Raw genomic sequence first — 11,943 nt, forward strand, 5'->3', positions numbered from 1 at the left:
TGGGTGATGACGGGCTCGAACCGCCGACCCCCTCCGTGTAAAGGAGATGCTCTACCAACTGAGCTAATCACCCACTGTTGTGGTTACTGCTACTTCAGAAATTGGTGGGTCGTGCAGGATGACTCGGCCTTTGGCCTCGCCCTGACGGGCCATCACTTCGTGATGTTATCCTTCCCGATTCCACTTCATTTCTTGCTTCAAAATTGGTGGGTCGTGCAGGATTCGAACCTGCGACCAATTGATTAAAAGTCAACTGCTCTACCAACTGAGCTAACGACCCAATTTCCCTGCCGCTTTAACATCTTGCAAGATGTCTTGGCAACGGCGGCATATATTACTAATTTATCTTGGCAGCGCAACCTAAATTTTTTACTGATGCGTTCAACTGCTTGTTCTTCACGCGAATGAGCCCAGAAATCGGTCAAATCGACTAACTTCTGGGCTCATTTTTCTGACTGTTAACCGCCTACGCGGCTTTTCGCCTGTTTGGCCGCCGCACTGGTTGGGTACTGTTTAATCACCTGCTGGAACACGGCTTTGGCTTTATCGGCCTGCCCTTTCTCCTGCATGATGATACCCACCTTGTACATGGCGTCCGGCGCCTTCGGTGATTTCGCGTAATTCTTCACCACCACCGCAAAATAGTAGGCCGCGTCGTCTTTTTTACCCTTGTTGTAGAACAACTGGCCCAGCCAATAGTTGGCGTTGGGCTGGTAGGTAGACTTCGGGTACTGTTTTACGAAGGACTGAAAGGCGGAAATCGCCTGGTCATACTGTTTTTTTTCCAGCGCCAGAGAAACAGCGGCGTTGTAGTCGCTGTTCTCATCACCGCCGCTCGGCGTTGCAGACGCGGCTGCAGGCGCGCTGCCGCCCGCATCGGAAGATGCGCCTGCGGCTGCCCCACCGGCAGCGCCCGCGGCCGCAGAGGCGCTCTGAGCGCCGCCCTGGCTGAGGCTATCCATCTGCTGATAGATTTGCTTCTGGCGTTCAACCACCTGATTCAACTGATACTGACTTTCCTGGATTTGCCCACGGAGAGAATCAATGTCGCGTTGGTTATCAGAGAGTTGTTGCTGGAGTTGGTTTAAAAGCTGGCCTTGAGCATTGCTGATGCGCTCAAGCGAGGTGACACGGTCTTCGACCGAGCCGGAGCCGACATTACTGATTGGCGCTTGGGCAGTAGCGGCCCAAGGGGCCGCTACGCCAACCAGTAACGACAGACTCAACAGGTGACGTCTGAAGTTACTGTTCATGCGATTCTCTTAGTAAACCAGAACGGCACGACGGTTTTTAGCATAAGCCGCTTCGTCGTGGCCCAGTACTGCTGGTTTTTCTTTACCGTAAGAAACGATAGAGATCTGGTCAGCGGAAACGCCTTTACCCTGCAGGTACATTTTAACGGCGTTAGCACGGCGCTCACCCAGAGCAATGTTGTATTCCGGCGTGCCGCGTTCGTCAGCGTGGCCTTCAACGGTCACTTTGTAAGACGGGTTGTTACGCAGGAATGCAGCGTGCGCGTCCAGCATCTGAGCGAATTCGGAGCTTACGTCATACTTGTCCAGACCGAAGTAAACGATGTTGTTCTTCTGCAGTTCTTGCATCTGCAGACGAGCTTGTTCTTCGGAAGACAGGTTGCTGCTGCCGTTTTCCATACCAGTGCCAGCGCCCATACCAGATTGGTCGTTGTTTGCGCTTTTGTTAGAACTACAAGCTGCTACAGCCAGAACTGGCAGTGCCAGCAGAAGCCCTTTCAGCACTTTGTTCAGTTGCATTTCTTTGATCCTTTTATAGTTTGCCATACATATTTACACATGCATCACAGATACGGCGACCAGGCAGGGAATTTGACCTGTCCATCAGTTGCCGGAAGACGCGCTTTGAAACGCCCATCAGTTGACACCAACTGCAACACGGAGCCCATACCTTGCGTGGAGCTATAGATCACCATGGTGCCGTTTGGCGCAATACTAGGCGTTTCATCCAGGAAGGTGCCGGTCAAAACCTGAACGGCGCCCGATCCAAGATCTTGTTTGGCGATGTGTTGTGCACCACTGTTGGTGCTTACCATCACCAGGAATTTACCGTCGGAGCTGACTTCAGAATCCTGGTTCTGAGAGCCTTCCCACGTCAGACGCTGTGCGGCACCGCCGCTGGCGCTGATTTTATAAATCTGCGGACGCCCGCCCTGGTCGGAGGTAAACGCCAGCGACTGGCCATCCGGGAACCAGGTCGGTTCGGTGTTGTTGTTGCGACCATCGGTCAACTGCGTGATCTGGCCGGAGCCGAGATTCATCACGTACAGGTTCAGGCTGCCGCTCTTGGACAGCGCGAAGGCCAGCTTGCTGCCGTCCGGCGAGAACGCCGGCGCACCGTTGTGGCGCGGGAACGAGGCGATCTGGCGGATTGCGCCGTTAGCCAGGGTCTGTACCACCAGCGCGGAACGGCCGCTCTCGAAGGTCACGTAAGCCAGTTTGCTGCCGTCCGGCGACCAGGCCGGCGACATCAGCGGCTCAGGCGAACGGTGCACCGTGAACTGGTTGTAACCGTCGTAATCCGCTACGCGCAGCTCATACGGGAATTTCCCGCCGTTGGTCTGCACGACGTAGGCGATACGGGTACGGAACGCGCCCTTGATGCCGGTCAGCTTCTCGAACACTTCGTCGCTGGCGGTATGGGCAGAATAACGCAACCATTGTTTGGTCACTTTATACTGGTTCTGCGCCAATACGGTGCCCGGCGAACCCGAGGTGTCCACCAGCTGGTAGGAGATCAGGTAGCTGCCGTCGGCGCCAGGTTGAACCTGGCCGACAACCACGGCGTCGATGCCCAGCGCAGTCCAGGCCGCCGGCGTCACTTCAGACGCAGAGGTCGGTTGCTGCGGCATGCGCGCCACGTCGATCGGGTTGAATTTGCCGCTGTTGCGCAGATCCGCGCCGACAATCTTGCCGATATCTTCCGGCGGCGTGCCTGGGCCCGCCCATTTAAACGGCACCACGCCAATCGGACGAGCGGAGTCGACCCCTTGGGTGATTTCAATGCGAACTTCCGCGTGCAGCACGGACGCCCACAGAATTAAAAAACCTAGCGCTACTCGAAATGCCTGCTTCATCTCATCTCCCTTATCCAGGCGGGATGCCTGCGATAAATTAGCAGAATTTTAACAAACCAACTTACGTAAAACTACATAATCCCTGTTGGTTACCTTAGTACATCCCTGTGATATCACTCACTCAATCAACCGTTATTGCGGCTTGAATTCAAGTATAGAATTCTTAAAGTGCTGATAAACGGCATCGCTCGGCGGCTTCGGTATATGCGCCAACTTGGCGGCAGACACTGCTGCTTGACACAGAGCAGGATCTCCCCCCGCCGCTTGTACGCTTATCAGCAGGCCGTCCGGTGCCAGCTTGATACGCAGGTCGCAGGTTTTGCCGGCGAACGAACTGGCGTCATAGAACTTGCTCTGAATCGCCCCTTGAATCTGCCCCATATAACCGCTGATATCCGCCCCGCTGGCCCCAGCCGCTTTGGCATTGCCCTGCCCGGCCGGTTTACCGTCGCCTTTCGATTTAGCACCGCCGCCTTTCGGCGCGTTCTTGCCGTCCGCCAGGCCGCCAAACAGATCGCTAACTTCATCCGATTGTTTCGCAGCCTCAGCGGCAGCCTTCTTCTTGGCATCCGCAGCGGCTTTTTTGGCGGCAGCCGCTTTCTCGGCCGCAGCTTTCTTCTCTGCCTCGGCGGCAGCCTTCTTCTCGGCTTCCGCTGCGGCTTTTTTCTCAGCTTCAGCGGCCGCTTTCTTCTCCGCGGCCTCTGCGGCTTTTTGCTCTGCGGCAGCCGCCGCGGCTTTCTTCGCCTCTTCCGCCTGTTTCTTGGCGGCGGCAGCGGCGGCCGCTTCTTTCTTGGCTTCCGCTTCGGCTTTCTTCTGCGCGTCCGCCTGTGCCTTGGCGACCTTTTCCGCTTCGGCCTTCGCCTTGGCGGCGGCGGCTTCGGCGACCTTCTGTTGCTCTTTGGCCTTGGCTGCGGCGGCTTCCGCCGCTTTTTGCTGCTCGGCGGCCTGTTTCTGCTGCTCCGCTGCCTTCTGCTGTTGCTCAGCCTGCGCCTTGGCGTCCTGCGCAGCTTTCTCCTGCGCCGCCAAACGCTCTTTCTCCAGCTCCTTCAGGCGCTGCTGTTGCTCCGCCTGCTTCTGCTGAAGCTCTTCGGCCTGTTGCTCCGCCTTTTTCTGGCGCTGCTTCTCGGCACGCTGCGCATCGTTGCTCTGCTGCTGCTGGCGGTTGTATTGCTCCACCACCGCGCCAGGATCGACCATCACTGCGCCCACCACGGTGCCATCACCGCCACCGCCGGCGCCCATGTCGACCTTTTCCTGCAGCGATCCCCAAATCAGCAGGGCAATCAATATGAAGTGCAGAACGACCGAAACAATAACGGCGCGGTTCAGCTTATCGTTTTGCTCAGTTGCCTTTACCAAAATAGATTCCCAAAAACTGGTGTTGCTTATACGGGGTTCCTGGGCCGCAGCGCAGGAACCGGGTTGCCGTTCGCCTTACGGTCAGATCGGCTGGGTCATCAGCCCCACGGAAGCCACGCCCGCCTGATGGAGAATATTCAATGCCTTGATAATCTCATCGTAAGGGACTTCCTTCGCACCGCCGATCAAAAAGACCGTTTTCGGGTTAGCCGCCAAACGCGACTTGGCTTCGGCCGCGACTTGCTCAGGCGGCAGCAGCTCCATACGGTTGTGATCCACCACCAAGGTGTATTGACCTACGCCGGAAACCTCGAGGATCACCGGCGGATTGTCATCGCTGGACACCGTTTTGGAGTCGGTGGCGTCCGGCAGGTCAACCTCCACGCTCTGCGTGATGATTGGCGCGGTTGCCATAAAGATCAGCAGCAGCACCAGCAACACGTCGAGCAGCGGAACGATGTTAATTTCGGACTTCAGCTCGCGCCGACTACGTCCACGTACTCTCGCCATGCTACCTCCTACTTATTTGCTGTCGCTGGAGAAGGCCTGACGATGCAGAATAGCGGTGAACTCTTCCATAAAGTTGTCGTAATTCTGCTCAAGCTTGTTGACGCGCTGGTTGAGACGGTTATAGGCCATTACCGCCGGGATGGCGGCGAACAGACCGATCGCGGTGGCGATCAGCGCTTCGGCGATACCCGGCGCCACCATCTGCAGCGTGGCTTGCTTCACCGCGCCCAGCGCGATAAAGGCGTGCATGATCCCCCACACGGTGCCGAACAGGCCGATGTACGGGCTGATCGAACCGACGGTGCCGAGGAACGGAATATGGGTTTCCAGCGTTTCCAGCTCGCGGTTCATCGAAATGCGCATCGCACGCGACGCCCCTTCGATCACCGACTCCGGCGCATGGTTGTTGGCGCGGTGCAGGCGGGCGAACTCTTTGAACCCGGAATGGAAGATCTGCTCGGAACCGGTCAGGCTATCGCGACGCGCCTGACTTTCCTGGTACAGACGGGAAAGCTCGATACCGGACCAGAATTTGTCTTCAAAGGCTTCGGCGTCACGCGTCGCCGCATTGAGGATGCGGGTGCGCTGAATGATGATCGCCCAAGAGGCTACCGAGAAGCATATCAAAATCAACATGATAAGCTTAACCAGCAGGCTCGCCTTCAAGAATAAATCTAGGATGTTCATGTCAGTCACTGCTTAAACTCCGCGACAATAGACTTAGGAAGCGCTCTTGGCTTCATTTGGTGTGGATCAATACAGGCAATCAGGACATCTGCCTGGCTCAGTAGGGCCCCGTCAGAATTGACAATGCGTTGAGCAAACGTGAGAGAAGCCCCGCGCAGACAGGTGATTTCGCTCTGGACCTCCAGTTGCTCGTCGAGACGAGCCGGAGCCAGATAATCCACCGTCATGCGCCGGACGACAAAAGCGACTTGTTCACTGAGCAGCTGCTGTTGATGAAAGTTGTGCTGACGCAGCATCTCTGTGCGCGCTCTTTCAAAAAAGGCGACGTAGCGGGCGTGATAGACCACACCACTGGCATCGGTATCCTCGTAGTAAACGCGAACCGGCCATCGAAACAACGTATTACTCACTCTACTTCCCAGCAATGCAATTTAACGCTGCTACTATACGCAAGACGGATCGGGTTGGGAATGGGTTACAAGATGGGAATGAAAATAATTATGGGCCGTGAGGGCCCATAACGTGGGGACATCAGGGAGATTATAAAGAAACGTAAAGTAATCCTGCGCACAGGATCACAATTGCGGGAAGCGGCGCGAAAAAGGCGCGCCAGATGCTGCGCTGCGGGCGGAATCCGAAACCGTGGATCACCCCGGCGCACACCGCCCAAATCAGCAACAGCCCTTCCCAAATCTCCAGCGAGCTGGTTTTGGCGGCGAAACGCGTCGGATCCCAGAACACGCACCCCGCCAAAATCAACGCCAGCACCAGGGAAAGGGCCCGGATCGGGCCCTTGTCGGTGACAGCGTACAGCTTGTCAATCACGGACGAGCTCATCACTTACCGTCTTGCTGAGCTTTGGTCGCTTCGCTCTGCTCAAGCGCCAGCGCCGTGATGATGCCGAAGGCGCAGGCAAGAAGCGTTCCGAGAATCCAGGCAAAATACCACATGGTTTAGCTCCTTATCCTTAGTACAGCGAATGCTTGTTGTTTTCGATGTAGTTCTTGTCGAGGCGACCGAACATTTTGTAGTACGACCAGCTGGTGTACGCCAAAACGATAGGCACGAAGATCGCCGCCACGACGGTCATCACTTTCAGCGTCAACAGGCTCGACGTCGCGTCCCACATGGTCAGGCTGACGTTAGGCACGGTGCTGGACGGCATCACGAACGGGAACATGGTGACCCCGGCGGTGAGGATGACGCAGGCGATGGTCAGCGACGAGGTGACGAACGCCAGTGCGCCTTTCTCCAGACGCGAGAACAGGATGGTGAACAACGGCAGCACCACGCCCAGCGCAGGCAACGCCCACAGCAGCGGATACTTGTTGAAGTTGATCAACCAGGCACCGGCCTGATGCGCCACTTCTTTACGCATCGGGTTGGATTCCGCCAGGGTGTCCAGCGCCGACGTCACGACGAAGCCGTCGATGCCTTTCACCAGCCATACGCCCGCCAGCAGGAAGCACACCGCCATGATCAGCGTCGCGATCTGCGCCGCAGCGCGTGAACGCAGGTGGATCTCGCCGGTGGTGCGCATTTGCAGGTAGGTCGCCCCCTGGGTAACCAGCATGGTCAGGCTGACCACGCCCGCCAACAGACCGAACGGATTCAGCAGTTGGAAGAAGTTGCCGGTATAGAACAGGCGCATGTACTCGTCCATGTGGAACGGCACGCCCTGCAGCAGGTTGCCGAACGCCACGCCGAATACCACGGCAGGCACGAAGGAGCCGATGAAAATGCCCCAGTCCCACATGTTGCGCCAGCGGCTGCTCTCCAGCTTGGAGCGGTAGTCGAAACCGACCGGGCGGAAGAACAAGGCGGCCAGCACCAGGATCATGGCAACGTAGAAGCCGGAGAAGGCCGCTGCGTAGACCATCGGCCAGGCGGCGAACAGCGCGCCGCCGGCGGTGATCAGCCACACCTGGTTACCGTCCCAGTGCGGGGCGATGGAGTTGATCATCACTCGGCGCTCGGTATCGGTTTTCCCGATGATGCGCACCAGAATGCCGACGCCCATGTCGAAACCGTCGGTGACGGCGAAGCCGATCAGCAGTACGCCAACCAGGACCCACCAAATAAATCGCAGTACTTCATAGTCAAACATACGTGGACTCCTGTTTAGCGCGCTTCCTGCACGGCGGCAGTCGGTTGTTCAAAGTGATAGCGGCCGGTTTTCAGGCTGCTTGGACCCAGACGCGCAAACTTGAACATCAGGTACAATTCAGCCACCAGGAACAGGGTGTACAAGCCGCAGATCAGCCCCATCGAGAACAGAATGTCGCCCGCGGTCAGCGAAGAGTTGGCGACCGCCGTCGGCAGCACCTCACCAATCGCCCACGGTTGACGGCCGTATTCCGCCACGAACCAACCGGACTCGATCGCGATCCAAGGCAGCGGCAAACCGTACAGCGCCGCGCGGTGCAGCCATTTTTTCTGGCCGATGCGGCCGCGGATCACGTTCCAGAACGACAGGCCGATGATCAGCAGCATGATCACGCCACAGGCCACCATGATGCGGAAGGCGAAGTACAGCGGCGCCACGCGCGGAATGGAGTCCTTGGTCGCCAGCTGGATCTGCGCTTCCGTCGCGTCGGTGACGTTCGGGGTATAGCGCTTCAGCAGCATGCCGTAGCCCAGGTCTTGCTTGGTTTTGTTGAATTCGGCCCGCACCGCAGGATCGGTGTTGCCGCCGCGCAGCTCTTCCAGCAGCTGGTAGGCTTTCATCCCGTTGCGGATACGCACTTCATGCTGCGCCATCAGATCTTTCAGGCCGGTGACCTGAGTGTCCGTGGAGCGGGTGGCGATCAGGCCAAGCGCATACGGGATCTGAATAGAGAAGGAGTTTTCCATCTTGTCCTGATCGGGAATGCCGAACAGGGTGAAGGACGCCGGCGCCGGCTGGGTGTCCCATTCCGCTTCGATAGCGGCCAGTTTGGTTTTCTGCACGTCGCCCATTTCGTAGCCGGATTCATCACCCAGAACGATAACGGACAGAATGGCAGCCATACCGAAGCTGGCAGCGATGGCGAAGGAGCGCTTGGCGAAGGCGATGTCGCGGCCTTTCAGCAGGTAGTAGGAGCTGATGCCCAGAACGAACATCGCGCCACAGGTGTAGCCGGAAGCCACGGTGTGAACGAATTTCACCTGCGCAACCGGGTTAAGCACCAGTTCGGAGAAGCTGACCATCTCCATGCGCATGGTTTCGAAGTTGAAATCCGAAGCGATCGGGTTCTGCATCCAGCCGTTGGCGACCAGGATCCACAGCGCGGACAGGTTGGAGCCGAGGGCCACGAACCAGGTTACCGCCATGTGCTGCACCTTGCTCAGACGATCCCAACCGAAGAAGAACAGGCCGACCAGCGTCGATTCAAGGAAGAACGCCATCAGACCTTCGATAGCCAGAGGGGCCCCGAAGATATCGCCGACGTAGTGAGAGAAATACGACCAGTTAGTCCCGAACTGGAACTCCATGGTCAAACCGGTGGCCACACCCAGAGCAAAGTTAATCGCAAATAACTTTCCCCAGAATTTGGTCATGTCTTTATAGATTTGTTTGCCAGACAGGACATATACCGTTTCCATAATTGCCAGCAAGAACGCCATACCGAGCGTTAATGGGACAAATAAGAAATGGTACATCGCCGTTAAAGCAAACTGTAAGCGCGACAGTTCGACAATATCAAACATCTTGACTCCTTGCTCCTCGCAGGAAGACTCCGACACGCGGTTATCGGCACGCTTCTTTCAAAGCCGCCAGTAACGCCCCGCAGTGAATGCCCTTAAACACAACAAATTTGATCCAGCTTCTCCGCTTTCAACCGCACACTCGGCCAATAGCCCCTCGGGCCGCCGACAAGCACGCCACTGAAAACCGACAACGGGTAACAAATGCAACAAGATCAACCATCCATAATCACAACATGGATGATACTCGCCCAATCCCACACAATAAATAGGTTTTTACGTGACGTGGGTTAGACTTTTGGTTACAGGTCAAATCTTAGCCGAAAGAGGTACTTCGGGCTAATTTGATCTGAGACAATTTAAGCCTATCCGCATCTTATTTCCATATTCATCAGCACATTTCGCATAATTTTCTTAGGGTCATGTTGCGCAATGGTTTAATTGTTTTTTAATGATATTTTTGTGTTAAATAAATGTAATTTAAAAGAGCCGCCATTGTATTATTACGCGCTTATTATGCGACATAATTAACCTTTTATTTCCAATAAGCCGTGACAGTGATAGCAGTCACAAAACAACAAATCTCTCTCCAATATTAGTCTATTTCTCGCGATGGGATCGTAAAGGTTGCGATTTTGTAGCAAAATGACCACTTATGTTAAAATTGCATTGAGTGACAATAACTTATGAAAAAAATCATCTTTGCCTCTGTCTTGGGACTCTCGGGAAACGCCATGGCCGCCGAAACGGTAAATATCACCCTGCTGGGCAGCTCCGATCTGCACGGCACCTTCGTGCCCTGGGACTACGCCAGCGACACGGAAAATCTGGCGGGCAGCCTGAGCCAGATAGCCACCCAGGTCAAAAAAGTGCGGGCCGAGCAGCCCAACCTGATCCTGGTGGACGCCGGCGACACCATTCAGGGCAACTTCGTCGAAACCTTCAAGCATGAGGCCGTCAGCCCGATGATGCTGGGCCTCAACGCGCTCAATTACGATGTCTGGGTGATGGGCAACCACGAGTTCGACTTCGGCCTGCCGGTGCTGGCCACCCCGCTAAAGCAGTTCAAGGGCGCGGCGCTGGCGGGCAATATCGTCTGGGACAACGGCAAGCCCTATCTGCCCGCCTACACCATCGTCGAACGCCAGGGCGTGAAGATCGGCATTATCGGCATGGACACGCCGATGACCGCAGAATTCGCCAAGGGCACCGATCGCATCAAAGGGCTGAACTTCACCGATCCGGTGCAGGCGGTGAAACAGGTCATCAGGCAAATCGACGGCCAGGTCGATGCCATCGTGCTGGTGGCGCATATGGGCATCGACAACGAAAATCAGCGTCCCGGCACCGGCGTAGCCGACATCGCCAACGCCAATCCGGAGCTCGCGGCGATCGTCGCCGGCCATATGCATGTGAAGATCGACAAAGCGGTGGTTAACGGCGTCATCATCACCGAGCCGGATAAATACGGCCGCGCGCTGTCGCGCATCGATCTGCAGTTTGAACGCCGCGACGGCAAGTTCACGCTGATCGACAAAAACAGCTACACCTACTCCATCAAGGGGATGACGCCGGACAGCGCCATGCAAGCGCTCTACCAGCCGTACCATGACATTCTGCGCGCCAACGCCAACCGGGTCGTGGCGAAACTGAGCGGCAGCGATCTGGTGCCCACCGACGAATTCCGCGGCATTCCCCAGGTGCACGTGCAGGATACCGGCATCAGCGCGCTGTTCCAGCAGGCCGCCCGCCACTATGCGCCGCTGGCGCAGGTGATCGCCCTACAGATCGACAACGATCGCGCCAAGCTGGACGTCGGCGACATCAAGGCCAAGGACATCGCCTTTAACTACCAATACGCCGGCGGCGAGATCACCGTGTATCAGCTCAACGGCAAAGCGCTTAAACGCTACATGGAGTGGTCCGCCGGCTACTTCAATCAGCTGCAGCCGGGCGATGTCACCTACAGCTTTAACCCGGCGCGGCGATCGTCCAAATATTCCACCAATGATTTCTTCGACGGCGTCACTTACACCATCGACCTGCGCCAACCTGCCGGCTCGCGCATCGTCGACCTGCGCCTGGCGGACGGCACGCCGGTCACCGACGATATGCCGATCCGCCTGGGCATGAACAGTTACCGTATGGGCCACCTGACGCAAAAGGGTGGTGCGCTGGAGGGGCAATCCTTCCCGGTGCTGTTCGACAGCAAAGCGCAATACGGTGAAGAAGAAGGCACTATTCGCCACCTGACTCTGCGCTATCTGACGGAGGTGAAACACGGCCACTATCAGGGCGTGCCGCCGCAGCGCTGGAAGCTGATCGGGATGGAGGGGTACGAACCGCAGCGGGCGATCGTCAAACAGCTGCTCAATGAAGGCGTTATCCAGGTACCGACCACCGACGACGGCCGCTACACCAACGTCGCGTCGATCAACGTCAAAGACGCGCTGTTCAGCAACGCCGATGATTACCGCGCCACCCTCACCTCGCTGGAGCAACAGCGCCAAGCCGCTACGGATCCGGTGCAACAGCGCCGCCTGCAGGATCGGATCGCGCTGATCAAGGCACTCAACGATTTCTGATCTTCA

At 56.8% G+C, this 11,943-nt stretch carries 12 protein-coding genes and 2 tRNA genes; 1 reads left to right on the forward strand and 13 read right to left on the reverse strand.

The features are described from left to right. The 13 genes from AC4PR2_RS23830 to cydA all read right to left on the reverse strand — a co-directional run bounded on the left by AC4PR2_RS23830 (position 1) and on the right by cydA (position 9,355). Positions 1-73, reverse strand: a tRNA-Val gene (locus AC4PR2_RS23830). Positions 74-204: 131 nt separating this feature from the next. Continuing rightward, positions 205-280 (reverse strand) — tRNA-Lys (locus AC4PR2_RS23835). A gap of 178 nt (positions 281-458) precedes the next feature. After that, positions 459-1,253, reverse strand: coding sequence for a cell division protein CpoB (gene cpoB, locus AC4PR2_RS23840; protein ID WP_033647153.1), 795 nt, complete (start codon positions 1,251-1,253; stop codon positions 459-461). A 9-nt stretch (positions 1,254-1,262) separates the two neighbouring features. Next, positions 1,263-1,772, reverse strand: a complete 510-nt coding sequence (pal, locus tag AC4PR2_RS23845) for a peptidoglycan-associated lipoprotein Pal (RefSeq protein ID WP_025160033.1) — start codon at positions 1,770-1,772, stop codon at positions 1,263-1,265. A 44-nt stretch (positions 1,773-1,816) separates the two neighbouring features. Then, positions 1,817-3,109 (reverse strand): Tol-Pal system beta propeller repeat protein TolB, encoded by a 1,293-nt coding sequence (tolB, locus tag AC4PR2_RS23850; RefSeq protein WP_004939856.1) that lies wholly within the window; start codon positions 3,107-3,109, stop codon positions 1,817-1,819. A gap of 132 nt (positions 3,110-3,241) precedes the next feature. Further along, positions 3,242-4,468 carry a cell envelope integrity protein TolA gene (tolA, locus tag AC4PR2_RS23855; RefSeq protein WP_060440506.1) on the reverse strand — a complete coding sequence of 409 codons (1,227 nt, stop codon included), beginning with the start codon at positions 4,466-4,468 and terminating at the stop codon, positions 3,242-3,244. Between the two features lie 81 nt (positions 4,469-4,549). Next, complete coding sequence (tolR, locus tag AC4PR2_RS23860; RefSeq protein ID WP_004939859.1) at positions 4,550-4,978, reverse strand: colicin uptake protein TolR; 429 nt, start codon at positions 4,976-4,978, stop codon at positions 4,550-4,552. A gap of 12 nt (positions 4,979-4,990) precedes the next feature. After that, positions 4,991-5,674, reverse strand: a complete 684-nt coding sequence (tolQ, locus tag AC4PR2_RS23865) for a Tol-Pal system protein TolQ (protein WP_004939862.1) — start codon at positions 5,672-5,674, stop codon at positions 4,991-4,993. Next, the gene (gene ybgC, locus AC4PR2_RS23870; RefSeq protein WP_025160034.1) at positions 5,671-6,075 is read right to left on the reverse strand and encodes a tol-pal system-associated acyl-CoA thioesterase; all 405 of its coding nucleotides are present in this window, start codon (positions 6,073-6,075) and stop codon (positions 5,671-5,673) included. Before ybgC ends, tolQ begins: the two co-directional genes overlap by 4 nt. A gap of 130 nt (positions 6,076-6,205) precedes the next feature. Next, on the reverse strand, positions 6,206-6,502 hold the full coding sequence (gene ybgE, locus AC4PR2_RS23875; RefSeq protein ID WP_038877538.1) for a cyd operon protein YbgE: 297 nt from the start codon (positions 6,500-6,502) through the stop codon (positions 6,206-6,208). Next, positions 6,502-6,615 carry a cytochrome bd-I oxidase subunit CydX gene (gene cydX / locus AC4PR2_RS23880; protein ID WP_004939868.1) on the reverse strand — a complete coding sequence of 38 codons (114 nt, stop codon included), beginning with the start codon at positions 6,613-6,615 and terminating at the stop codon, positions 6,502-6,504. The genes ybgE and cydX overlap by 1 nt, the downstream gene beginning before the upstream one ends. Before the next feature lie 17 nt (positions 6,616-6,632). Then, a complete protein-coding gene (gene cydB / locus AC4PR2_RS23885; protein WP_019454033.1) occupies positions 6,633-7,772 on the reverse strand; it encodes a cytochrome d ubiquinol oxidase subunit II in 1,140 nt (379 codons plus the stop codon). A gap of 14 nt (positions 7,773-7,786) precedes the next feature. Continuing rightward, positions 7,787-9,355 (reverse strand): cytochrome ubiquinol oxidase subunit I, encoded by a 1,569-nt coding sequence (gene cydA, locus AC4PR2_RS23890; RefSeq protein WP_019454034.1) that lies wholly within the window; start codon positions 9,353-9,355, stop codon positions 7,787-7,789. Positions 9,356-10,038: 683 nt separating this feature from the next. On the opposite strand from cydA, the gene AC4PR2_RS23895 reads away from it, so the two are divergent. Beyond that, on the forward strand, positions 10,039-11,937 hold the full coding sequence (locus tag AC4PR2_RS23895) for a bifunctional metallophosphatase/5'-nucleotidase (protein ID WP_330113352.1): 1,899 nt from the start codon (positions 10,039-10,041) through the stop codon (positions 11,935-11,937). The last annotated feature ends 6 nt before the right edge of the window (positions 11,938-11,943 follow it).

This window comes from Serratia sp. A07 (assembly GCF_058725505.1).

Bases quoted from the DNA above. Each gene is read 5' to 3' on its own strand.
- tolR (WP_004939859.1), bottom strand. From the start codon at position 4,978: ATGGCGAGAGTACGTGGACGTAGTCGGCGCGAGCTGAAGTCCGAAATT.
- cydB (WP_019454033.1), bottom strand. From the start codon at position 7,772: ATGTTTGACTATGAAGTACTGCGATTTATTTGGTGGGTCCTGGTTGGC.
- cydX (WP_004939868.1), bottom strand. From the start codon at position 6,615: ATGTGGTATTTTGCCTGGATTCTCGGAACGCTTCTTGCCTGCGCCTTC.
- pal (WP_025160033.1), bottom strand. From the start codon at position 1,772: ATGCAACTGAACAAAGTGCTGAAAGGGCTTCTGCTGGCACTGCCAGTT.
- AC4PR2_RS23895 (WP_330113352.1), top strand. From the start codon at position 10,039: ATGAAAAAAATCATCTTTGCCTCTGTCTTGGGACTCTCGGGAAACGCC.
- ybgE (WP_038877538.1), bottom strand. From the start codon at position 6,502: ATGAGCTCGTCCGTGATTGACAAGCTGTACGCTGTCACCGACAAGGGC.
- cydA (WP_019454034.1), bottom strand. From the start codon at position 9,355: ATGTTTGATATTGTCGAACTGTCGCGCTTACAGTTTGCTTTAACGGCG.
- cpoB (WP_033647153.1), bottom strand. From the start codon at position 1,253: ATGAACAGTAACTTCAGACGTCACCTGTTGAGTCTGTCGTTACTGGTT.
- tolB (WP_004939856.1), bottom strand. From the start codon at position 3,109: ATGAAGCAGGCATTTCGAGTAGCGCTAGGTTTTTTAATTCTGTGGGCG.